The organism is Herbiconiux sp. (assembly GCF_023264855.1).
Classification (GTDB): Bacteria; Actinomycetota; Actinomycetes; order Actinomycetales; family Microbacteriaceae; genus Herbiconiux.
The window spans coordinates 16,058-37,109 of the sequence record NZ_JAHFUW010000045.1; the positions used below are offsets into that span (position 1 = coordinate 16,058).

Genomic DNA, 21,052 nt, shown 5'->3' on the forward strand with positions numbered 1-21,052 from the left:
TCTGCTTTCGGGGGTCAGCGGTCGCGCACGGCCGCGGAGGCGATGAGTTCGCGGTCGCCCGCGTGGGCGGCCTCGAGGAGGGTCAGGATCGTCTGCGGCTCGGATCCGATCGGCGAGATGTCGACCAGCCGCTTCGCCCGCAGGGCGAGTTCGGCGATGCGCGGCAGGTCGTCGCGCGAGACGCCGATGTCGGCCAGCCGCACCGGGATGCCGATGGTGCGGCACAGCTGGGCGACCTTGTCGACCGCCGCCTGCGCGGCCACCCAGGGGTCGCTCTCGGATCCGCCGAGAGCAGCGTCGATCGCCGCGAGCTTGTGCGGGATCACGGGCACGCAGGCCTGCAGCACGTAGGGGATCATCAGGCCCGTGCCGAGGCCGTGCGGCGTCTTCGTGATGGCGCCGATCGGATACTGCAGCGCGTGCGAGAGATGGGTTCCGCTCGGCCCGAACGACATCCCGGCCAGCAGGCTCCCGTAGGCCACCTGGGCGCGCGCGTCGCGATCGCCGCCGTCGGCCACCGCGCGGGCGAGGTGGGGGGCGATCCGCCGCACCGCCTCGAGCGCGAGGTGGCCGGCGAACAGGTTGTGGCCGGTGAACACCGGCAGGGTCACCGACCAGTCGAGGGGCAGCACGGCCGCGGTGTACGACTCCAGGGCGTGCACGAGCGCGTCGATGCCGGCGTAGGCCGTGACCGAGGGCGGAGCGCCGAGGGTCAGTTCGGGATCGACGACGGCCGCGACCGGAATGAGGTGGGGGCTCGAGATGCCGATCTTCATCTCCTGGTCGGGGTCGGAGATCACCGCGACGGGGGTCACCTCCGACCCGGTGCCCGCCGTGGTGGGCACCGCCACGATGGGCAGGATCGGCCCGGGCACCTTGTTCTCGCCGTAGTAGGCGCCGAGCGGTCCGCCGTGCGCGACGAGGAGGGCGATGAGCTTGGCCGCGTCGAGCGCGCTGCCGCCGCCGTAGGCGAGCACGACGTCGGGCGAGAAGCCCGCGGCGACGGCGCCGGACGCGGTGAGGGAGTGCACGGGCAGCTCCGGCAGCACCTCGGTGTGCACGAGCACGGTGAGGCCGGCCTCGTGCAGCTCGCCGAGCAGCCGCACGAACTCCGGCGAGTCGGCGAGGAAGGGGTCGACCACGGCGAACACCTTCCGGCCGTGCTCGGCGAGCAGGCTGGGCAGCTGCCGGCGCACGCCGTAGCCGAAGTGGATGCGCGGGGGCAGTCGCAGCGTGCCGGTCCCGGTCGCGAACTCGCTCGGACGCTCGTTCTGGGCGGTCGTCCTAGGCACTGAAACCTCCGTCGACCGGCAGCACCACGCCGCTGATGTGGCTGGCCAGGTCGCTCATCAGCCACGCCGCCGCCTGGCCCACCTCGGCGCCGGTGCCGGCCTTGCGGAGCGGGGTCGCCGCGATCCGTGCCTCCACTCCCCCGGGGATGGCGATGCGGGTCTGCGCGAGCATCGGCGTCTCGGTCGGACCGGGGGCGAGCGCATTGACGCGCACGCCCAGGGGCCCGTTGTCGTGGGCCGCAGTGCGCGTGAGGCCGATCACGGCGTGCTTCGTGGCCTGGTACGCGCCCATGCCCGAGCTGCCCCGCAGCCCGCCGATGCTGCTCACGTTCACGATCGAGCCGGCGCCGGCCGCGCGCATCACCCGCAGCTCTTCGCGCAGGCACAGCCAGACCCCCTTGACGTTCACCGAGAGGATGCGGTCGAAGTCCTCCTCCGACACCTCGTCGAGCCGGCCGCCCTGCGTGAGGCCGGCATTGTTGAAGGCGCCGTCGAGCCGCCCGAAACGGTCGACCGTCGCATCCACCGCGCGCGCGACATCCCGTCCCGAGCTGATGTCACCGGTCGTCCAGGCCGCGTCGAAGCCCTCCGCGGTGAGCCCCTCGGCCGTCTCCCGGAGCGGGCCCTCGGTGCGCGCGACGAGCATGACGGATGCTCCGTGCCCGGCGAACACCCGCGCGGCGTCCGCCCCGATGCCCGCGCTCGCGCCCACGACCAGCACGGTCTTGCCGCGCAGCATCCGGGAATCCTCATGGTCTGTCATAGCTGTTCCTCTCCAGTGGTGCTGTGTTCGAGTGTGGCCGCGATCCGCACGTCAGCCATAGGTCACCGTGCGGCCGGCTCGCACGGCGGCCGCCGCCGCGGAACCCAGCAGGCTCGCGTCGTTGCTCATCATCGTGAACAGGTAGCCCGCGTCGACCGCCGCCTGCACCGAGGCGGCGCTCGCCCCGCCCGCGTTGCCGATCGGCACCCCGGCGGCCCGGCAGTCCCGGATCGCACCGGCGATCAGCGCGACGACCTCGGGGTCGTCTTCGGTACGGCCCTCGCTCGTCGACAGGTCTGCGGCGCCGATCAGCAGGGCGTCCACCCCGTCGACCGAGGCGATGGCCCCCGCGGCCCGGGCGGCCGCCGCGCTCTCGATCTGGGCGATCAGCACGACCTCCTCCTGGCCGTACCGCAGGTACTCCTCGCGCGGCAACGCGCCCCACGCACCGGCCCGGCTCGTGCTCCCCACTCCCCGGGTGCCGCGCGGGGGGAAGCGCACGGCGGCCGCGGCGGCCTTCGCCTCGGCGACCGTGTCGACGTGCGGCAGCATGATGCCCTCGGCGCCCGCGTCGAGCACCCGCTGCACCACGCCGGAGTCCAGCGACGGGATGCGCACGATCGGTGAGACGCCCGCGAACAGGGCGACGCCGATCTGCCGGTAGGCCGACTCGATGCTCATGGCCGAGTGCTCGAGGTCGATGACCGCGAAGTCGAAACCGGCCAGCGCCACGAGCTCCATGCTCTCCATGGCCGGGATCTTCACCCAGGTGCCGATGGCCGGGCCATCCGCCCGTTCCAGGGCCGCTTTGAACAGGCTCGCAGGCCTCGGGAGCGCGCTCATTTGGACGGGTAGTCGTCGGCGTTGAGCACCCAGCCCGAGGCCGAGAAGTCCTCCCGCGGGGGCGAGAAGATGTCGAGCAACTGCTGGTGCGGGCCGACCCCCTGCGTGGTGTGCACGGTGGGCGGCGGGATGATGCAGATCGACGGCGTGCCGATCTCCCGGTGCTCGTCGGCACGCCAGGCGGCCGAATCGGGGCCCCAGGGGTAGCGGATGTGATGCACGAACCGGCCTTTCACCCCGAAGGAGATCTGCTCGAAGTCGTCGTGGTGGTGAGGAGAGAGCTTGTGCTCGTCCCGCGGCTGCGGCTCCTCGGCCAGGAAGTTCACCATCAGGGTGGTGGTGCGGAAGATGCGGCCGAAGCGGCCCTCGGCGATCGGCGTGTCGGCGAGCGGGTAGACCCGCAGCGCGAAGCCGCCGACCGGATCGGGCCACGGCTCCAGCGGGGCCGCGCGCCGATCGGGCTCGGCGTAGGCCTGCGCGTTGAGCGCCGAGTCCCGAAGCACCTCGTCGACCGTGGAGAACACACGGATGAGCGGCCCGTCGGCGACGACCTCGATCGTGCTGTCTCCGGGAGGCACCACCACGAACGCCTCCTCCGCCACGTCCGCCACCGAGCCGCCGGCGATCACCCGCACCGGCGCGCTCTCGGAGTACATCAGCACCGCGTACTCGTCGGGCTGCCCCGTGCGGGTGAAGACATCCCCGGCCTTCGCATCGGAATAGGCGATCACGAGGTTCGCGGCGCGCGCGATCCAGGTGCGGCTGCCCGCGGCACTCACCTCGGTGGGCTCGGTGTCGTGGAAGGCGATCCACTGCGAGGGCTTGATCGGGGTGGACGGGTCGACCGCCGTCGCCGGTGGCGGGGGCGCGGCGAGTTGCGACCGGATGTCGTCTTTGGCATACATCGTCATGATCGTGGTCCTTGTCGTTCGTGTCGTTCGCGTCGGTCTAGAGCGTGACCTGGTCGACGCCTTTGAGGGCGAGCATCCGGCGTGCGTCGGCCGGGGTGGCGACGGTCTTGCCGAGGTCCTCCACCACCGCACGGATCTTGCGCACCTGCTGCGCATTGCTCGTGGCGAGCTCGCCCTTGCCGATCCAGAGGCTGTCCTCGAGACCGACCCGCACGTTGCCGCCCAGCCACGCGCTGTGCGTGCCGAACTGCATCTGCGCACGGCCGGCGGCGAAGGCCGAGAAGTAGTAGTCGTCGCCGAAGAGCTTGTCGGCGATGGCCACCATGTGCGTGAGGTTCTCGTGATCGGCGCCGATGCCGCCCAGGATGCCGAACACGCCCTGGATGAGGAACGGCGGCCGGATGAGACCCCGCTGCACGAAGTAGGCCAGCGTGTAGAGGTGCCCGATGTCGTAGCACTCGAACTCGAACCGGGTGCCGAGCCCCTCGCCCAGCTCCCGCAGGGTGTATTCGATGCGGTCGAAGGAGTTGATGAAGGGGTGCGAGTACGTGTTGCGCACGTACTGCTCCTCCCAGTCGTATTTCCAGTCGGTGACCTTGTCGGCGATGCCCGAGTAGACGAAGTTCATCGAGCCCATGTTGAGCGAGGCGAGCTCGGGCGCGAAGCGCAGCGCGCCGGCCAGCCGCTCCGGCATGGTCATCGCCGAGGAGCCGCCCGTGGTGATGTTGATCACCACGTCGGTCTTCTCGAGGATGCGCGGCACGATCTGCTCGTACACCTCGGCCTCCCAGGCGGGCCGGCCGTCGGGGTGGCGGGCGTGCAGGTGGATGATCGCCGAGCCGGCCTCGACGGCCTCCAGCGCGGAGCGTACGATCTGGTCGGCGTCCCGGGGCAGGTACTCGCTCTGCGAGGGCACGTTCACCGACCCGGTCACGGCGGTGCTGATGATGACCTTCTCGGCCGCGCGCATCAGATGGACTCCTCGAGGCCGAGGAGGAAGGCGGTGTTGCGGCAGATCATCTGGCGCACGTCCTTCTCGGAGATCCCGTGGTCCAGCAGCTGCTGCACCACGTAGATGTAGCCATCGACGGGCAGCGGGTTGGTCTTCTGGCCGAGGTCGGAGTCGATCACGGTGCGCTCCGGCCCGACCTTGCGGATCCAGTCGACGAGCTGCGAGATGGGGAAGCCGGGAGCGGGCACGCCGGGGTGGTACATCGACATCTCGTGCTCGACGAACGCGCCGTAACCGAGCATCTCCTCCACGTCGCCCTCCGAGGCGTTCACGATGAAGTCGGGGTGGTGCAGCAGCAGTCGGCGCACGCCGTTCTCCTGCGCGGTGGCGAAGAGGGCCTTCATCGACTCGGCGTCGAGATGACCGCCCGACAGCATGATGCCGGCCTCGCCCACGAGCTGGGTGACCCGCACGGTCTCCGCGGAGACCGTGCCCGGGCTCGCCCACACCGACTCCTCCTTCTCCTCGAGGTTGGAACCCGCCGTGGGGAAGCCGTCGTCGTGACTGTGGGCACGGATGTGCTGGCCGGCCGAGACGGTCGGGCCCCACACGGCACGCCCGCCCATCTGGATGGCGACGGCCACCGCCGAGGGATTGATGCCGCCGACCTCGGAGTTGAGGGCCACACCGCCGTACGCCGGGGTCGGGGCGTCTTTCAGCAGCTCCTTCATCGCCAGCAGGTCCATCACGGTGTTGTGGTGGTGCGACTTGATCAGGATCGCGCGCATGTTGATGCGGGCCGCGTCGTAGGAGGCCTCGACGTGGTCGAGCCGGCGCGGGAACGGGCTGGGGCCGGAATGCACGTGAAGATCGACCGCTCCGTCGAGAACCTTGAGCAGTGCGGGGGATGGTGTGGTCATGTCGTCGGCGACGAGCATCCGAGAACCTCCTTGTGTTCGGATTGCGTACTTTTGGTTCAGATTACGGACATTTGGCGAATCTGTCCAGCCGGATCCCGCTGAATTCGCCGATTTCATCGACCGAGCGATGTTCGTCATGTGAAATTAGCAATTGCATTATGAACATTTGCTTGCTTTACTGGTGCTCGTACGAAGCCGCAGACCCTCGACGAGGAGGTGAGAGATGACCGACACGGCCACCCCGACCGAAGACGACCCCCAGGTCATCCCGATGCCCGACACCGAGCGGGGCGCGATCCAGTCCATCGAGCGCGCGGCCATGGTGCTGGCGCTGTTCGACCAGAACACCCGCACGCTCTCCCCGGCACTCGTGTCCGAGCGCCTCGGGCTGAACCGCACGACCGCCCACCGCTACCTGCAGTCGCTGCAGGCGTCGGGTTTCCTCGGTGCGGCCTACGGACCCGGGCCGCTGATCGATCAGCTCTCGGGACTGGTCTCCAGCCGGCAGCAGATCCTCTCCCTCGCGCCGTCGATGCTCCGGCAGCTGTCGGATCGCACCGGGCTCACCGCCGTGCTCAGCTTTCTCGGCCGCTCCGGAGCCGTCGTCGGCCACGTCGAGGAGGCCAACTCCGGAACGATCGTGCTCACCGTGCGCGTCGGCACCGTGCTGGAGCTGAAGGCCGCGCAGTCCCGGGCGCTCCTGGCCTTCCAGTCCGACCCGGCGGCGGTGTCGCGGTTGCACGCCGGCCTCACCGCCGAGGAGGCCCGCCGGGAGAACACCGAACTGGCGCTGGTGCGCCGCGACCGCGTGGCCTGGGCCGATCTCGGCCGGATCGGGCTGGCCTCGGTGGCCGTCCCGGTCTTCGGCAGCGGCGACGTGCAGGCGGCCATGGCCGTGCTCGGCACGACGACGATGCTCCCCTCGTCCGAACAGTCCGCAGAGCGCGTGACGATGCTGAGAGATGCCGCAGAGCAACTCAGCGCGATGGTGAACGGATAACCACGAATGACCACCCCCACCCGAACCCGGCGGACCCCGCGCCCCGGCTGGCTCCTGCTGGTGCCGGCCCTCGCGCTGCTCGCCGGAATCCTGCTCGTGCCGCTCTTCCAGAGCCTGCTGCGCAGCATCGGCACCCCGGAATTCACGCTCGATCACTACGCGAGCCTGTTCACCGACGGGGTGACGCTGACCGTACTGGGCCGCACGGCGATGACGGCGGTGATCGTGACGATCGTCACGTTCCTGCTCGGCTACCCCTACGCCTACCTCATGACGAGGGTGGGGCCGCGCCTGCGCGGAGTGCTGCTCGTGATCGTGCTGATCCCGTTCTGGACCTCGGTGATGGCCCGCAACTACGCCTGGATCGTGCTGCTGCAGCGCGGCGGCCCGGTGCAGAGCGTGTTCGAGTTCTTCGGGGCCGGCGACATCGTCTTCCAGGGCAGCGTGGTGGGCGTCACCATCGCGATGAGCCAGGTGATGCTGCCGTTCATGGTGCTCCCGCTGTTCAGTACGCTCGGCGGCATCGACCGCAAGCTGCTGCTGGCCGCCCGCGGTCTCGGCTCGTCACCGCTGGTGGCGTTCTGGAAGATCTACTGGCCGCTGTCGCGCGGCGGGGTGGTCTCGGGCCTGATCCTCGTGTTCACCCTCAGCCTGGGCTTCTACGTCACCCCGGCACTGCTCGGCTCCCCCCAGCAGTCGCTGATCGCCCAACTGCTCGCCCAGCGCACCACGCAGCTGCTCGATTTCGCCGGCGCGGGCGCCCTGGGCATCCTCGTGCTCGTGATCACCCTCTTGCTCGTCGCCTGGGCGAACCGCTTCGGCGGCACCATCTCGGCGATCGGGGTCGCCAGCACCTCGCGAACGAAGGAGACCCGATGACCGCCGCCCGTCGCCGCGACCGCGGAGTCGACCCGATCCCCTGGTGGCTGATCGCCCTCGGCGCGCTCGTGGCGCTCTACTTCATCCTGCCGACCCTGATCGTGATCCCGCTGAGCTTCAGCTCCGCGTCGGCGTTCGAGTTCCCGCCGAAGGACTTCTCCCTTCGCTGGTACGAGAACTTCTTCACCGACCCGGTCTGGCTGACCTCGCTCGGCAACTCGTTCCTGGTCGCCGTGCTCGCCGCCCTCATCGCCACGGTGGTCGGCACGGCCGCCGCGGTGGGCCTCAACCGGCTGACCGGCCGGCTCGCCGGGTTCCTGCGCACCCTGCTGATGATCTCGATGGTCACCCCGGCGATCGTGGTGGCGGTCGCCGTGTACATCTCGTTCCTGCAGTGGCACCTGACGGGCAGCCTGCTCGGCTACGTGCTCGCCCACGCCGCTCTCGGCGTGCCGTTCGTGCTCGTGTCGGTGACGGCTGCCCTGGGCGGATTCGACGCGACCCTGCTGCGGGCATCCGCCTCGCTCGGTGCCTCGCCGCTGCGGTCGTTCGTGCGGGTGACGATGCCGCTGATCAGCCGCGGGGTGATCACCGGCGCCGTCTTCGCCTTCGTCACCTCGTTCGACGAGGTCGTGATCGCCCTGTTCCTGCGCTCGCCCACGTTCCAGACGCTGCCCGTGCAGATGTACAACAGCGTGACGTTCGAGCTCGACCCCACCATCTCCGCCTCGTCGAGTCTCGTCGTCGTCGCGGTGACCATCATCTTCCTGGTGCCGCTGCTCATCGGCAGCCGCAAGAAGACCCGTTAGGAGACCGTCTTGACCATCTCGAGCAAAGAATCCGCGACCGCGCCGCCGGCATCGCCGTCCTCGCCCACAGCGCCCCGTCAGGGCACGCAGATCCGGCTGTCCGGCGTCACGAAGGACTACGGGCTCGCCGCGCCCGCCGTCGACGCCGTCTCCCTCACGATCCAGCCCGGCGAGTTCATGACCCTTCTCGGGCCGAGCGGATCGGGCAAGACCACCACGCTCAACCTCATCGCCGGTTTCGAGACGCTCACCTCGGGAACGATCGCCCTCGACGGCGCCGATGTGGGCACGCTCCCGCCGCACAAGCGCAACCTCGGCATGCTGTTCCAGAACTACGCCCTCTTCCCGCACATGACGGTGGCGCAGAACGTGGCCTACCCGTTGCGCGAGCGCAGAGTGCCCAAGGCCGAGATCGCGCGCCGTGTGGCCGAGGTGCTCGAGCTCGTGCAGTTGCCCGGGCGCGACCAGAACTACCCGGCCCAGCTCTCCGGCGGGCAGCAGCAGCGGGTCGCCCTGGCCCGGGCCATCGTCTTCGACCCCGCCGCACTCCTGCTGGACGAGCCGCTCGGCGCCCTCGACCGCAACCTCCGCGGGGCGCTGCAGATGGAGATCCGCCGCATCCACCGCGAGGTGGGCTCGACCTTCGTGTTCGTCACGCACGACCAGGAGGAGGCGATGAACCTCTCCGACCGGATCGCGCTGTTCAACAGCGGGCACATCGAGCAGGTCGGCACACCCGAGGAGCTCTACCGCCGCCCGGACACCCTGTTCACGGCCCGCTTCCTCGGCGACTCCAACGTCTTCGACCTCGGCGGATCGCCCGTCGGGGCGAAGGCGAGCTGGGAGGACAGCACCTGGACGATCGATCCGGCGACCATCGCCGGTCATCCGGGCGTGCGATCGCACGGCGCCGTCGTCGTGCGACCCGAGGACGTGCAGATCTCCCGCGACCTGCAGACGGTTCCGGCCGGCGCCAACGCCGTGCGGGCCACGGTGCGCGATCTCGAGTACATGGGCTCGTACCGCACCGTGATGCTCGACGTCGGTCAGGCCCGGCAGCTCGGCCGGGCCCGGATCGACGCCCTCGACGCCGCCTTCGCGGTGGGCGACGAGGTCACCGCCTGGTGGAAGCCGGAGCGCCAGCGCGTCGTCGCCGTCTGAGCCCCGGGGCCCTCGCAGCCGCATCCGCCTTCTCTTCCCCTCTCCCCTCCACACCCACAACTCACAACCCACCACCACAGCACCCGGGCCACCGGGTACCCGAACGAAGGAAACGACAATGGTGTCCAGATCCAGAACCCTCACCATCACCCTCGGCCTCGTCGCCGTCACCGGACTTCTCTCCGGCTGCGCGGGAGGCTCGGCCGACGCCGGCAGCACCGGCGCGGCGGGCGGCGCCGACGCGCCGGCCACCATCACGTTCGTCGGCTACGGCGGCGGCGGCCAGGACGCCCAGATCGAGGCCTGGCAGAAGCCCTACACCGAGGCGAACCCGAACGTCACGTTCGTGAACACCTCGCCGCCGGACGTGGCCCAGGTCAAGGCGCAGGTCGAGAGCGGCTCCGTGCAGTGGGACGTGATGGCGACGGCCCCGTACGCGGCGCAGCAGAACTGCGGCACGCTCTTCGAGAAGCTCGACCTGAGCGCGATCGACCAGACCGACCTCGTGGAGGGCACGGTGGGCGAGTGCTACCTCGGCAACTGGATCAACGCCACCCCGATCGCGTACCGCACCGACGCCTTCCCGGCCGGCGAGGGTCCCACGACGGTCGCCGACTTCTTCGACACCGAGAAGTTCCCCGGTCAGCGCGGCATCGTCACCAACCTGCAGAACGGCATCCTGGAGTATCCGCTGCTCGCCGACGGAGTGGCCCCCGACAACCTCTACCCGCTGGATGTCGACCGCGCCCTCGACAAGCTCGACACCATCCGCGACGTCACGACCTTCGCGCCCAACGTGGGCGCCCTGCAGCAAGCCGTCGAGGCCGACCAGGTCGACATGTTCCTGCTGCCCGACTCGCGCCTGGTTCCGCTGCTCCAGGGCGGGATGGACCTGACGATCGTCTGGGACGAGACCGTCGCCTCGCTCAACGCCTTCGCCATCCCGAAGGGCGCTCCGAACAAGGATGCGGCCGTCGACTTCATCTCCAGCGTGGTCGAACCCGAGCAGGTCGCGAAGATCTCCGAGCTGCTCGGTGTGGCACCGGTGAACACGGCTGCGAAGCCGCAGCTGGACGAGTTCACGAAGCAGGTGGAGGTCTACGGTCCCGCCAACACGGGCGGCACGGTGCTGCAGGACGTCGACTGGTACGCCGACAACTTCAACGACGTGTCGACCAAGCTCACCACCTGGCTGGCCGGATGACGCCCGGGCTCGCACTCGCGCCCCGCCACCCCGGAGATGTTCTTCCTCTGAACTACGCTTCAGGCATGGTGAACACCGACGGCACGGGCGAGGCATCCGGTTCCGACATCCAGGCGGTCGCCCGCGTCGGCCAGATCTGCTCCCTCTTCGGCCCGAACACGATCGAGCTGTCGGCGGCGGACGTGGCCGAGCGCCTCCACCTGAACCGCACCACGGCGTACCGCTACTGCGCGTCGCTCGTGGCGGCCGGAATCCTCGAGCGCGGGCCCCGTCGCGGCACCTTCGTGCTGGGCGGCCTGATGCTGCAGCTCGGCATCCACGCGCTGAGCCGCCGGCAGGTCGTCGAGATCGCTCCGCCCCACCTCGCCGAGCTGGGCGCGGCCGTGCGCATGACGGCCGTGCTCAGCCTGTGGGGAGCGCGCGGCCCGGTCGTCGCCCTGGTGGAGGAGGACAAGAGCCGTACCGCGGTGGTGACGGTGCGCGCCGGTTCCCAGCTCGACGCCACGGCGGCGCAGACCCGCGTCTTCCTGGCCCATCTCGCCGACGAGCGTGCGATCGGCTGGCTGACCGAGGGCACCAGCTCGGCCCAGCGCGCCGAGCTCGAAGCGGCTGTGTACACCGCGCGGCGGGCCGGGTACTGCATCGCCTCGCAGTCCGGAGGCGTCTTCTCCGCGGCCGCGCCGGTGTTCGACGATTTCGGCATCGCGGCGACGGTCGGGCTGCTCGGCGCCGATCCGCAGGCGGACCTCTCCGCCGGCTCCCCCATCATCACCGAGCTGCTGAAGACCACGACGGCCCTCAGCACCGAACTCCGCGGCACCCGAGAGGGACGGCAGAATGAGACCCCCGACCTATGACGAACTCGCCTCGGCCGAGCCTCCCGGCTCGAGCTGGGACGTCTTCGGCCGAGACGACCAGCTCGGCACCGTCAACTTCCTGACCCCCGACCGCGTCAGAGCGGCTGCGCAACTCGTGCGCAGCGGCCGGCGCTTCGGGCTAGACCATCCGGTGACCGCGTTCGAGCCCTACCCGACCGGAACCCGGCATCCGCTGCAGCATCACGTCTTCGCGAACAACGAATGGCACCGCGACGACTGGGTCGACTCGTTCTACCTGCAGTCGTCGTCGCAGATCGACGCCCTCCGGCACATCGGGCACCCCCGGCACGGCTTCTACAACGGCCTCACCGCCGAGCGGAACGGGCCGGGCAGCACCGACCTCGGCGTGCACACCTGGGCGGCCGCGGGCATCGCCGGGCGCGGGGTGCTGCTGGACCTGCCGAGGTACTTCGAACGGCTGGGGCTGCCCTACGACGCCACGGAGACGATCGTGGTGGATGCCCGGATGCTCGACGACGTCGCCGAGAGCCAGGGCGTGTCGTGGCACCCGGGCGACATGCTGCTGCTGCGCACGGGATGGGCCGAGCAGTACCTCGCGAAGACCCCCGAGCAGCGGCTCGCGACACCGTGGCGCCGCTCGCCGGGGCTCGCCCAGCGCGAGGAGATCCTGCGCTGGCTGTGGGACCACCAGATCGCGCTCGTGGCCGCCGACAACCTCGCCGTGGAGGCCGATCCGGTGATCGACAGCGACTTCCGCACCCCGGGCGAGACCCCGCCGGAGAAGGGCGTCGACCACAGCGGCATGCTGCACCGGCCGCTCATCGCGCTGCTCGGCATGGCCCTAGGGGAGCTCTGGAAGCTCGACGACCTGGCGACGGACTGCGCCGCCGACGGGGTCTACGAGTTCCTGCTCACCTGCAAGCCGCTCAACCTGATCGGAGGCGTCGGCTCGCCGCCGAACGCGATCGCCCTCAAGTGAGCGTGCCGGCCGACCGCACGCGCACCGGGGCGCTGTGGCCGGCGCAGATCCACTCGATCCGCTCCTCGCCGATGCGCACCGTGAGTGCCGCCAGGGTCGCGGCGGCCTGGGGCTTATCGCCGATCAGGAATCCCGGGAAGTCGCGCAGCACGCCCTCCCCCGACACCATCGCGGCGTCGCCGATGAACAGCACCCGGCCCCACTGCAGGGCGACGTGCCCGGGCGTGTGGCCGGGCGCGGCCACCACGGCCAGCCCGTCGAAGATGTGGGCGTCGTCGGCGAACTCCACCACCTGATCCGGATACGCCGCGCGCATCACGCGGGCGGAGAAGCGCCGCATCCGCGAGGGCGGGCTCGCTTCGCCGCGCAGGATGGCGGCGTCGGGCGCGCTCATCCGCACCGGGGCCCCCAGCTCGCGCTGCAGCCTCGCCGCGGCCCCCGCGTGGTCGGGGTCGTAGTGCGTCAGCACGATGTCGGTGATCGGCCCCGTGATGGCTTCGGCGGCGTGCACCTCGGCGGCGACCTTGTGAGCGCCCGACCCGAAGCCCGGATCGATCAGGGCGGCCCGCCCGTCGCCGACCACCACGTACCCGTTGGCTCCCGAGGAGTGGTCGAGCTGGTAGCAGCGATCGGCGATGCGGCGCACAGCGGCCTCCTCGGGTCAGTGGTTCCCAGCCTAGGGCGGGCGCGCCCGGGTCGCCCGCCCCGCCCGGCCTGACCCCCGAGCGGGGGTCGCCGCGTCTCCACGAGCGGTTCACCCGCCGTCCGCCGCGCGTTCACGCGCCGGTCGCCTGCACGCACTGGGCTGGAGCGCGGCATCCGGGGTGGATGCCCCCCTCGACATCGGAGCACACCATGACGAACACCACGCAGCCGGGCCGCGCCGCCCGGCGGAGCGCGCGCCCGGGACGCCGCGCCCTCATCCTGGCCTCGGCCGCCCTGATCACGGTCGCCGGAACGAGCATCCCGGCCGCCGCCTTCGCGGCCGACGGCGACCTCTCCACCAACGGCGGGGCCCAGCGCAACAGCGGCGACAAGACGGCCGACCTCCGCGCCTCGATCGTCGACGGCCCCGCCAAGAACGTCATCCTGCTGATCGGCGACGGCATGGGCGACAGCGAGATCACCATCGCCCGCAACTACGCGTACGGCGCCGCCGGTGAACTGCCCGGCATCGACGCCCTGCCCCTGACCGGCCAGTACACCACGTATTCGCTCTACAAGGACGGCGAGAACAAGGGCAAGCCCGACTACGTGCCCGACTCGGCCGCCACCGGATCGGCCTGGGCCACCGGCACCAAGACCTACGACAACGCCATCTCGGTCGACATCGACGGCACCCCGCAGCAGACCCTGATCGAGATCGCCAAGGCGAACGGCCTGAAGACCGGCAACGTGTCGACCGCCGAGATCCAGGATGCGACCCCCGCGGTGCAGGCCGCCCACGTCGCCGCCCGCAGCTGCTACGGCCCCGACAGCGCGACCTGCGGCGCCGACGCCCTCGAGGCCGGCGGGCTCGGCTCGATCAGCGAGCAGATCCTCGACACCCGCGCCGACCTGACCCTCGGTGGCGGCTCGGCCAGCTTCACGCAGACCGCCAAGGCCGGCCAGTGGAGCGGCGAGACCCTCTTCGCGCAGGCCGAAGACCGCGGCTACCAGCTCGTCGGCGACGCCGCGGGCCTCGCCTCCCTCACCGCGGCCGACCAGAGCGAGCCCGTGCTGGGCACGTTCACCCCCGGCAACTTCCCCACCCGCTTCGCCGCCACCACGGCCACCGTCGGCGGCGCCGACGAGGCGCCCGTGACCTGCCAGCCGAACCCCGACCGCCTCGACACCGGCCTCTCGCTGGCCTCGCTCACGAACAAGGCGATCGACCTGCTCGACACCGGCGACGACAAGGGCTTCTTCCTGCAGGTCGAGGGCGCCTCGATCGACAAGCAGGACCACGCGGCCAACACCTGCGGCCAGATCGGCGAGACCATCGACCTCGACGAGGCCGTGCAGGCCGCGCTCGAGTTCGCCCGCGCCGACGGCAACACGATGGTGATCGTGACCGCCGACCACGCGCACACCAGCCAGATCGTCGACTCCACGCCGCCCGCGACCCTCAGCACCGCGCTGACCACGGCCGACGGCACCACCATGAAGGTCGCCTACGGTACCGCGGCGGCCGGCGGATCGCAGCAGCACACCGGTAGCCAGCTGCGCATCGCAGGCTACGGACCGGGCGCCGCCCAGGTGGTGGGCCTCACCGACCAGAGCGACAACTTCTTCACCATCGCGAACGCGCTGCAGCTCGACCGCAACACGGCCGCGCTCAGCTCGGGAGCGACGGCCACCGTCTCGGCCGGCACCGTCGAGCCCGGGGCATCCGTCACCGTCACCGGCTTCGGCTTCAACGGCGACCGCCAGCTCGACGCCACGGAGGCGGCCGACTCGGCCGCGGCGACCGCGCTCGGTTCGAAAGACGTCATCACCGGCGGAGCCGCCTACGAGCTCACCGCGCCCGAGGAGCTCGGCACCCAGACGGTGACCCTCACCGGCCGCCAGAGCGGCAAGACCGTCCAGGTGCAGTACACGGTGGCCGAGGCGGGCACGCCGACGTCGACGCCGAGCCCCAGCGCCTCCGCTCCGGCGGGCGTGGGAACGGGTGACGGATCGGGCAGCGGCACCTCCTCCGGAGGATCCGGTGCCTCGGCACTGGGCGCGACCGGCGCGATCGTCGCTCCGATCGCGGCCCTCTCGGCCCTGCTGCTCGCCGCCGGCGCGCTGCTCGTGCTGCAGCGCCGCCGCCGTCACGCCTGATCACACTCGCGCTCGCGCTCCCGCGCGCTCGCACCGAGGCCGTCCATCCTTCCGGGTGGGCGGCCTCGGCTGTACCGTGGGCGCATGACGCGCTATGCCGCACTCCTCCGCGGAGTGAACGTGAACGGGATCACCGTGAAGAGCGCCGAGCTGGCGGAGCTGTTCCGATCGCTCGGCTTCGAGTCGGTGAAGACCGTGCTGGCCTCGGGAAACGTGCTCTTCGAGACGGCATCGGATGCCGGTTCCGACCCGGGCACGGACGCCGGCGAGAAGGCGCACGCCGCCCTCAAAGCCCGGATCGAGAAGGGGCTGCGCGACCGCTTCGGCTACGACGCCTGGATCGTGCTGGTGGATCACGCCGACCTGGCCGCCATCGTGGACGGGTACCCCTACGAGGAGGTCGAGGAGCGGCATCCGTACGTCGTCTTCGTGTCGGACGAGACCGTGGCCGACCGGGTCGCCGAGCGCGCGGCCGAGCTCGACCCGGAGGCCGACGGCGAGCGCGCCCAGCCCGGCCCCGGGGTCGTCTACTGGGAGGTGCCGAAAGGCTCGAGCACCGACACCGCGTTCTCGAAGTTCCTGGCCAAGCCCGCCTTCAAGGCCACGACCACCACCCGCAACCTCCGCACCCTCCGCAAACTCCTCTGATCCCGACCTCGAGAAGTCGCAAATGGCCCCTATCCACGTGGAATAGGGGCCATTTGCGACTTCTCGAGGTCTTAAGGGTGCTCGGCCTGGCGGGCTCGGTAGGCGATCACGTTCATGCGGTTGCCGCAGTTGCCCACGTCGCAGTAGCGCTTCGAGCGGTTGCGCGAGAGATCGATCAGCACCGCCTCGCAGTCGGTCGCCTCGCACACCCGCAGACGGTCGAGCTCGTCGCTGCGGATGACGTCGATGAACGCCATCGCCACCTCCACCCGCATGCGGGTCGCCAGCGGAGCATCCGCCTCGGTGGCGTGCAGGTGCCAGTCCCAGTCGCCGTGCCGCACGAGCTGGGGCAGCGCCCGGGCGTCACGCAGGATGCCGTTCACCAGCTCGACCGCACCGTCGCGATCGAGCTCCCAGAACGCCCGGAACTCGGGCCGGAGCGCCCGCACGGCGGCGAGCTCGGCGGCGTCGAGATCGCGCCGCCCCGAGTAGTCGTTGTCGTCGAGAAGCCGCTCGAGCGCGGCACGATCGGCCAGGGTGTCGACGTTGTCGTTCGAGATTCCGGGCACGGAGTTCACCAGCGCCGTCGTGAAGGCGAGCGTCGCCTCGGTGTCATAGGTGAAAACCATGTTGACTCCTGACATCGCGGCTGAGTAGTGTCACTAGCGTAACCGTATTTGACTCCTGACACGAAGGGCCGCGCATGAGCAGTTCCCCGGCCGAAGCCGCTGCCGCCGGCGCCTCCGTCGAGCCGCTGCCGGCCACGCCGCGGGCCGGTCGCTCCTGGCGCGGCGCCCGGCTCCCGGTCACGCGCCGCAGCTCGGGTCTCATCCTGGCCCTCGTGGCCGCAGCCGCGTTCGGCACCAGCGGCCCCTTCGTGAAGCCGTTGCTCGACGCCGGCTGGTCGCCCTCGGCCGCCGTCGCCGTGCGCGCCGGCGCCGGCGGGCTCGTGCTGCTCATCCCCGCACTGATCGCTCTGAACGGGCGGTTCCGGATGCTCGCCGCGGCCTGGAAGCTCATCCTCGTCTACGGCCTGATCGCCGTCATCGGCGCCCAGGTGTTCTACTTCGCCTCGATCAGCTATCTGCCGGTGGGCATCGCCCTGCTGATCGAGTACACCGCACCCATCCTGCTGGTTCTGCTGGCCTGGGCCCGCACCCGCATCCCGCCGGCGGCGCTCACCATCGTGGGCGCCGTGCTCAGTGTGGCGGGTCTCGCGCTGGTGATCGACCCCTCGGGCGCCGGCGGCATCAACCCGCTGGGACTCGTGTTCGCCCTGCTCGCGGCCGTGTGCCTGGCGGGCTACTACCTCATCGCCGCCCTGCCGACCGGCGGGCTGCCGTCGGTCACCCTGGTCAGTGCCGGGCTGATCGTGGGTGCCATCGCCCTCACGCTCGTGGGGCTCACGGGCCTCGTGCCGTTCACGATGTCGTTCGAGCCGGTGACGCTGCCGGTCGTCGGCGAGGTGTCGTGGATGGTGCCGATGGGCGTGGTGGTGATCGTGGCGACGGCCTTCGCCTATCTCGCCAGCATCCTCGGCGCCGTGCGACTCGGATCGCGGGTCGCCTCGTTCGTGGGACTGGTCGAGGTGCTGTTCGCCGTGCTGTTCGCCTGGCTGCTGCTCGGTCAGGTACCCACCCTGCTGCAGGCGCTCGGCGGGGCGCTGATCGTGGCGGGGGTGGTGTTCGTCAAGCTCGAACGGCGGCCGGATCCGGCCCTCTGACGGCGAAGAGGGGTACGGTCGCAGGCAGGGGCCGGGGAAGTCCGGGCCCGATCCGATGAAGGGGATCGTCGTGACGTCACCGTACTACCCGCAACCCTCGGCCGCCGAGCCCACGCGCCCGGCCCCGAATCCGCTCGGCCTGGCCTCGCTCGTGGTGGGGGCGATCGGGCCCCTGCTGGGAGCGCTCTTCCTGATCATCCAGGCCGTCGCGCTCGGTTCGGGCGGCGGCACCGACGTGTTCCAGATCGTCAGCACGACCGGCAACGTGCTGAGCGGGCTGGTGGCCGTCGCGGCGCTGGTGCTGGGTCTGGTGGCGATCACCCGCCCCGGCCGGTCGAAGACCCTGGCGGCCGCGGGCATCGCTCTCGGCGCCTCCGGACTGGTGGGAGTGCTGAGCGTGCTGCTCTACGGGGTCGTGCTGAGCCTGGTCTACTGAGCCGCGTCTCCTGAGCCGCGCCCCGCGGGACTCCCCGGCTGGGCGGCGTCTACTGCGACAGGGCCGCCGCGGCGGAGGTCTCGAGAGCCGCTTTCGCCGCGTCGAGCCGGTCGAACCGGCCGAGGGCCCGGCCGTTCACCGCGGTGGCTACGAATCCGTCGTGCCACCGTTCCGAGACGATGCCCACGGGCCGACCCTGAGCATCCTTCGCCACCCACAAGCCGGGCTGCGCGCAGCGCCAGGCGATCTCCGTCGATTCCGTCATGCTCCCGGTCTACCGTGGCCGTGCGGCGCGGCAAGGGGCTTGACGCCGAGCCCGTACCGGCCCCTGGAACGGGCAGCGGGCAGGGCTACTCGGCGAGACTGGCGAGATAGTCGGCGAAGCCGCCGGGGGCCCGGCCCTCGACCCGCGCCGAGGTGACCGCCGGCGCACCGCGCAGGTCGACGATGCTGCCCGCCTGGCCGGCGAGCGGTCCGCGCTCGTCGACGATGGCCTGCACCGCCGCGACCAGCGCCACATCCTCCCCCACCGTCGCCGGCGGAAACCCGCCCGCGCGCCGGTACACGTCGGCCCGCACGCCGAGGTTGGCGCCGAACACGTGGCGTTCGCCGAGCGGATGCGCGCGGTCCCAGGCGTCCAGCGCGTGCGGAGCGAGTTCCGCCGGGTGCGGCACCACCCGGCCGAGGGCCAGCAGCGCACCGGATCGCGCGGCCTGCAGCTGGTCGAGCAGCCAGGAGGCGGGCACCCGGGTGTCGGCATCGGTGTTGCCGATCCAGTGCCGGCGCGGCGCGACATCCGCAGCCGTGCGCAGCAGGTGCTCCACGCCGGCCGCCCGGGCCGCTCCCACGGCCGCGAACGACACCTCGAGCAGCTCGACCTGCGCGCCGAAGGACCGCGCGATGTCGCGCGAGCGGTCGGTGCAGGCGTCCAGCACCACCACCAGACGGCAGGGCAGGCCGGGTTCGCGCTCGCTCAGCCGGTCGCGGCTCGCGAGCACCGCTTCGATGGCGGAGCCGATCCGCTGCTCCTCGTCGCGGGCGGGCAGCACGACATCGAGGGCGCCGATCACACGATCCCCTCCTGCGCGGCCACCGAGAGCGCGGGCGGGCGCACGAAGACCTCGAGCACGAAGTCCTCCTCGAGGTGCTGCACGAGCACGGCGAGGCCGCTGCGTTCCCGCACCACGGCGTGCACCGAGTCGCCGGTCTGCGTGCGGCCGGCCACCGGATGCCGCCAATGGCAGCACACCACGGCCCCGCCGGGCTCGAGCGACCCGGTCATCCGCTCGATCAGGGCGAGCAGCTCGTCGTCGTCGAGGTAGTAGCCGAGTTCGGACAGCACCACGAGGTCGAAGCCGCCCTCGGGCCACTGCTCAGGCGCCCTCATCCGTTCGAAGGCCGCCGCCGGCAGGTCGTGGTTGCGCTCCCGGGCGCGTTCGACGGCCACTGCCGACACGTCGATGCCGAGGAACGACTCCGACCGCAGGGCGAGCTCCCGCGAGAGCACACCGGTCGAGCAGCCCACCTCCAGGGTGCGGCTCACCGCGCGCTGCGGCAGAGCGGCCAGCAGCACGGCCCGCTTGCGCTGCTCGTACCAGCGCGTCTCGAAGCCCCACGGATCGGGATCGCCGGCGTGCAGCGCGTCGAACCCGGCTCCGCCGTCGTCGGCGAGGTGCAGCGGGTCGGGCGCGATCACCGCGGGCTCCTGCACGAAGAGCTCCACGGCGCGTTTGAAGTGCTCGAGCACGGCGGGAGCGAGCAGCACTTCGTCGCCCGGCAACCCGCTGAGCGGCCGCACCTGGCTGACGTGGCGCTGCAGCGCCCGCCCCTTCGCCTCGCGCACGGCATCGTCGAGCGGAACCGCGAGGAACGCCTCCCACGGCACCTCCTCGCCGTCGGGCTGAGCCCAGTGCCAGAGCCAGATCGGATAGCCGAGCAGGCGCGCACCGTGGCGCCGGGCGGCCTGGCCGGCGGCGAGCGCGGCCGCCTGATGATCGGGATGCCGATCGCCCGCCCACGGCGCCACCACGAGGATGCCCGACGGCGCATCCGCAGCCGCAGCCGGGGCCGGGTCCGGGTCCGGCATCTCGGCGTCCGCCGGTGCGGTGTCTTCCGGCGAAGGGGTCTGTGCCGCAGGCGGTGCCAGCACCTCGTCGAGCGCCGCGGCGAGCGCGGCCACGTTCTGCGGATCGGCCAGCCGCCCGTCCGGCAGGCGCAGGAACGTCAGGGCCGCACCGGGGTCGAGCTCCGCCACGGCGGCGGCCGTCTCGGCCTCGCGCACGCGGCCGAGCTCGGCGGGTGCGATGGTCGCCGACTCCGGATGCGAGGCCTCGCCCGAGGTGGCCACCACCACCGAGCTGCGCACCCCGGCGGCGTAGGCACGGGCGAGCAGCCCGCCCGCGCCCAGCGTCTCGTCATCCGGATGCGACGCGACCACCACGAGGTGCTCGAGCCCGGCGAAGTCGGCCGTGCCGAACTCGGGCAGCGGATGCCGCGCCAGCGCGTCGCGCCACACCGCCTCCGGGGTGCTGTCGTCGTGGTGGGTGAAGGCCGTCATGAGGTGCTCCTCGGATGTTCGACGGGTGGGGCGATGGTCTCGGCGAGCAGCCGTCCGGCCCGCGCCTCGTCGCGCGCGCCGTGGTCTTGACGCAGGTACAGAGAGAGGTCGGCGATCCGCGCGGAGTAGGACTCGTCGAGCGCGAGCGGAGCCGGGCCGAGCGCGGCGGCCGCCTCGGCGAGCACCGCCTCGCACTCCCGCCGCAGCACCGATCGCGTGAGCTGCGCGAGCAGTGCCGCCCGGCTCGGCGACGCACCCGAGGCCGACCCGGAGCCGCTCGCATCCGCACCGGCAGCATCCGTGCCCGCGTCGATGGCGCGTGCCGCCGAGG

The 21,052-nt window shown here is 71.3% G+C and carries 22 protein-coding genes and 1 pseudogene; 11 read left to right on the top strand and 12 right to left on the bottom strand.

Annotation, left to right across the window (positions count from 1 at the left end; genetic code table 11):
- Window positions 1-14 precede the first annotated feature (14 nt).
- Genes Q0D75_RS16180 through Q0D75_RS16205 form a run of 6 tightly spaced genes read right to left on the bottom strand, consistent with a single transcriptional unit; the run spans window position 15 to window position 5,699 of the window.
- Window positions 15-1,292: an iron-containing alcohol dehydrogenase gene (locus Q0D75_RS16180; protein ID WP_291055680.1), complete on the bottom strand. Its 1,278-nt coding sequence runs from the start codon at window positions 1,290-1,292 to the stop codon at window positions 15-17.
- Window positions 1,285-2,055, bottom strand: coding sequence for an SDR family NAD(P)-dependent oxidoreductase (locus tag Q0D75_RS16185; protein ID WP_291055682.1), 771 nt, complete (start codon window positions 2,053-2,055; stop codon window positions 1,285-1,287). Before Q0D75_RS16185 ends, Q0D75_RS16180 begins: the two co-directional genes overlap by 8 nt.
- A 51-nt stretch (window positions 2,056-2,106) precedes the next feature.
- On the bottom strand, window positions 2,107-2,898 hold the full coding sequence (locus Q0D75_RS16190; protein ID WP_291055685.1) for an aldolase/citrate lyase family protein: 792 nt from the start codon (window positions 2,896-2,898) through the stop codon (window positions 2,107-2,109).
- Window positions 2,895-3,809 carry a hypothetical protein gene (locus Q0D75_RS16195; protein ID WP_291055688.1) on the bottom strand — a complete coding sequence of 305 codons (915 nt, stop codon included), beginning with the start codon at window positions 3,807-3,809 and terminating at the stop codon, window positions 2,895-2,897. The genes Q0D75_RS16190 and Q0D75_RS16195 overlap by 4 nt, the downstream gene beginning before the upstream one ends.
- 37 nt (window positions 3,810-3,846) lie before the next feature.
- Window positions 3,847-4,779: a 3-keto-5-aminohexanoate cleavage protein gene (locus tag Q0D75_RS16200; RefSeq protein WP_291055691.1), complete on the bottom strand. Its 933-nt coding sequence runs from the start codon at window positions 4,777-4,779 to the stop codon at window positions 3,847-3,849.
- Window positions 4,779-5,699, bottom strand: coding sequence for a DUF6282 family protein (locus Q0D75_RS16205; protein ID WP_291055694.1), 921 nt, complete (start codon window positions 5,697-5,699; stop codon window positions 4,779-4,781). The genes Q0D75_RS16200 and Q0D75_RS16205 overlap by 1 nt, the downstream gene beginning before the upstream one ends.
- A gap of 205 nt (window positions 5,700-5,904) precedes the next feature.
- Between Q0D75_RS16205 and Q0D75_RS16210 the strand changes: the two genes are divergently transcribed.
- The 7 genes from Q0D75_RS16210 to Q0D75_RS16240 all read left to right on the top strand — a co-directional run bounded on the left by Q0D75_RS16210 (window position 5,905) and on the right by Q0D75_RS16240 (window position 12,552).
- Window positions 5,905-6,681: a helix-turn-helix domain-containing protein gene (locus Q0D75_RS16210; protein ID WP_291055698.1), complete on the top strand. Its 777-nt coding sequence runs from the start codon at window positions 5,905-5,907 to the stop codon at window positions 6,679-6,681.
- A gap of 6 nt (window positions 6,682-6,687) precedes the next feature.
- Window positions 6,688-7,560 carry an ABC transporter permease gene (locus Q0D75_RS16215; RefSeq protein ID WP_291055701.1) on the top strand — a complete coding sequence of 291 codons (873 nt, stop codon included), beginning with the start codon at window positions 6,688-6,690 and terminating at the stop codon, window positions 7,558-7,560.
- Window positions 7,557-8,369: an ABC transporter permease gene (locus Q0D75_RS16220; RefSeq protein ID WP_291055703.1), complete on the top strand. Its 813-nt coding sequence runs from the start codon at window positions 7,557-7,559 to the stop codon at window positions 8,367-8,369. Before Q0D75_RS16215 ends, Q0D75_RS16220 begins: the two co-directional genes overlap by 4 nt.
- Before the next feature lie 9 nt (window positions 8,370-8,378).
- Window positions 8,379-9,530 (top strand): ABC transporter ATP-binding protein, encoded by a 1,152-nt coding sequence (locus Q0D75_RS16225; RefSeq protein WP_291055706.1) that lies wholly within the window; start codon window positions 8,379-8,381, stop codon window positions 9,528-9,530.
- Window positions 9,531-9,648: 118 nt separating this feature from the next.
- Entirely contained in the window at window positions 9,649-10,734 is a 1,086-nt protein-coding gene (locus tag Q0D75_RS16230; protein WP_291055709.1) for an extracellular solute-binding protein, read from the top strand.
- Window positions 10,735-10,799: 65 nt separating this feature from the next.
- A complete protein-coding gene (locus tag Q0D75_RS16235) occupies window positions 10,800-11,591 on the top strand; it encodes a helix-turn-helix domain-containing protein (RefSeq protein WP_291055712.1) in 792 nt (263 codons plus the stop codon).
- A complete protein-coding gene (locus Q0D75_RS16240) occupies window positions 11,572-12,552 on the top strand; it encodes a cyclase family protein (RefSeq protein ID WP_291055715.1) in 981 nt (326 codons plus the stop codon). Before Q0D75_RS16235 ends, Q0D75_RS16240 begins: the two co-directional genes overlap by 20 nt.
- Here Q0D75_RS16240 and Q0D75_RS16245 read toward each other — a convergent pair.
- Window positions 12,545-13,198 (bottom strand): MBL fold metallo-hydrolase, encoded by a 654-nt coding sequence (locus Q0D75_RS16245; protein ID WP_291055718.1) that lies wholly within the window; start codon window positions 13,196-13,198, stop codon window positions 12,545-12,547. The two genes, Q0D75_RS16240 and Q0D75_RS16245, sit on opposite strands and share 8 nt — an antisense overlap.
- 209 nt (window positions 13,199-13,407) lie before the next feature.
- Between Q0D75_RS16245 and phoA the strand changes: the two genes are divergently transcribed.
- Both phoA and Q0D75_RS16255 read left to right on the top strand, forming a co-directional pair.
- Window positions 13,408-15,357, top strand: a complete 1,950-nt coding sequence (gene phoA, locus Q0D75_RS16250) for an alkaline phosphatase (protein WP_291055721.1) — start codon at window positions 13,408-13,410, stop codon at window positions 15,355-15,357.
- Window positions 15,358-15,441: 84 nt separating this feature from the next.
- Window positions 15,442-16,005 carry a DUF1697 domain-containing protein gene (locus tag Q0D75_RS16255; RefSeq protein ID WP_291055724.1) on the top strand — a complete coding sequence of 188 codons (564 nt, stop codon included), beginning with the start codon at window positions 15,442-15,444 and terminating at the stop codon, window positions 16,003-16,005.
- Window positions 16,006-16,076: 71 nt separating this feature from the next.
- Here Q0D75_RS16255 and Q0D75_RS16260 read toward each other — a convergent pair whose 3' ends face one another.
- Entirely contained in the window at window positions 16,077-16,634 is a 558-nt protein-coding gene (locus Q0D75_RS16260) for a CGNR zinc finger domain-containing protein (RefSeq protein WP_291055727.1), read from the bottom strand.
- A 74-nt stretch (window positions 16,635-16,708) separates the two neighbouring features.
- Between Q0D75_RS16260 and Q0D75_RS16265 the strand changes: the two genes are divergently transcribed.
- Entirely contained in the window at window positions 16,709-17,728 is a 1,020-nt protein-coding gene (locus Q0D75_RS16265; protein WP_291055729.1) for a DMT family transporter, read from the top strand.
- 70 nt (window positions 17,729-17,798) lie between these two features.
- Window positions 17,799-18,164, top strand: a complete 366-nt coding sequence (locus Q0D75_RS16270) for a hypothetical protein (protein ID WP_291055732.1) — start codon at window positions 17,799-17,801, stop codon at window positions 18,162-18,164.
- Between the two features lie 49 nt (window positions 18,165-18,213).
- On the opposite strand, the gene Q0D75_RS16275 is transcribed toward Q0D75_RS16270, so the two are convergent.
- From Q0D75_RS16275 to Q0D75_RS16290, 4 genes and pseudogenes are all read right to left on the bottom strand, one after another.
- Window positions 18,214-18,429, bottom strand: a complete 216-nt coding sequence (locus Q0D75_RS16275) for a hypothetical protein (protein WP_291055735.1) — start codon at window positions 18,427-18,429, stop codon at window positions 18,214-18,216.
- Between the two features lie 85 nt (window positions 18,430-18,514).
- On the bottom strand, window positions 18,515-19,234 hold the full coding sequence (locus Q0D75_RS16280; RefSeq protein WP_291055738.1) for a glycosyltransferase family 2 protein: 720 nt from the start codon (window positions 19,232-19,234) through the stop codon (window positions 18,515-18,517).
- Complete coding sequence (locus tag Q0D75_RS16285) at window positions 19,231-20,721, bottom strand: PIG-L family deacetylase (RefSeq protein ID WP_291055740.1); 1,491 nt, start codon at window positions 20,719-20,721, stop codon at window positions 19,231-19,233. The genes Q0D75_RS16280 and Q0D75_RS16285 overlap by 4 nt, the downstream gene beginning before the upstream one ends.
- Window positions 20,718-21,052, bottom strand: a pseudogene (locus tag Q0D75_RS16290) (hypothetical protein); the annotation flags it as partial. The gene Q0D75_RS16285 and the pseudogene Q0D75_RS16290, both read right to left, overlap by 4 nt.

Bases quoted from the DNA above. Each gene is read 5' to 3' on its own strand.
- Q0D75_RS16185 (WP_291055682.1), bottom strand. From the start codon at position 2,055: ATGACAGACCATGAGGATTCCCGGATGCTGCGCGGCAAGACCGTGCTG.
- Q0D75_RS16190 (WP_291055685.1), bottom strand. From the start codon at position 2,898: ATGAGCGCGCTCCCGAGGCCTGCGAGCCTGTTCAAAGCGGCCCTGGAA.
- Q0D75_RS16195 (WP_291055688.1), bottom strand. From the start codon at position 3,809: ATGACGATGTATGCCAAAGACGACATCCGGTCGCAACTCGCCGCGCCC.
- Q0D75_RS16200 (WP_291055691.1), bottom strand. From the start codon at position 4,779: ATGCGCGCGGCCGAGAAGGTCATCATCAGCACCGCCGTGACCGGGTCG.
- Q0D75_RS16205 (WP_291055694.1), bottom strand. From the start codon at position 5,699: ATGCTCGTCGCCGACGACATGACCACACCATCCCCCGCACTGCTCAAG.
- Q0D75_RS16210 (WP_291055698.1), top strand. From the start codon at position 5,905: ATGACCGACACGGCCACCCCGACCGAAGACGACCCCCAGGTCATCCCG.
- Q0D75_RS16215 (WP_291055701.1), top strand. From the start codon at position 6,688: ATGACCACCCCCACCCGAACCCGGCGGACCCCGCGCCCCGGCTGGCTC.
- Q0D75_RS16220 (WP_291055703.1), top strand. From the start codon at position 7,557: ATGACCGCCGCCCGTCGCCGCGACCGCGGAGTCGACCCGATCCCCTGG.
- Q0D75_RS16230 (WP_291055709.1), top strand. From the start codon at position 9,649: ATGGTGTCCAGATCCAGAACCCTCACCATCACCCTCGGCCTCGTCGCC.
- Q0D75_RS16235 (WP_291055712.1), top strand. From the start codon at position 10,800: ATGGTGAACACCGACGGCACGGGCGAGGCATCCGGTTCCGACATCCAG.
- Q0D75_RS16240 (WP_291055715.1), top strand. From the start codon at position 11,572: ATGAGACCCCCGACCTATGACGAACTCGCCTCGGCCGAGCCTCCCGGC.
- phoA (WP_291055721.1), top strand. From the start codon at position 13,408: ATGACGAACACCACGCAGCCGGGCCGCGCCGCCCGGCGGAGCGCGCGC.
- Q0D75_RS16255 (WP_291055724.1), top strand. From the start codon at position 15,442: ATGACGCGCTATGCCGCACTCCTCCGCGGAGTGAACGTGAACGGGATC.
- Q0D75_RS16260 (WP_291055727.1), bottom strand. From the start codon at position 16,634: ATGGTTTTCACCTATGACACCGAGGCGACGCTCGCCTTCACGACGGCG.
- Q0D75_RS16265 (WP_291055729.1), top strand. From the start codon at position 16,709: ATGAGCAGTTCCCCGGCCGAAGCCGCTGCCGCCGGCGCCTCCGTCGAG.
- Q0D75_RS16275 (WP_291055735.1), bottom strand. From the start codon at position 18,429: ATGACGGAATCGACGGAGATCGCCTGGCGCTGCGCGCAGCCCGGCTTG.
- Q0D75_RS16285 (WP_291055740.1), bottom strand. From the start codon at position 20,721: ATGACGGCCTTCACCCACCACGACGACAGCACCCCGGAGGCGGTGTGG.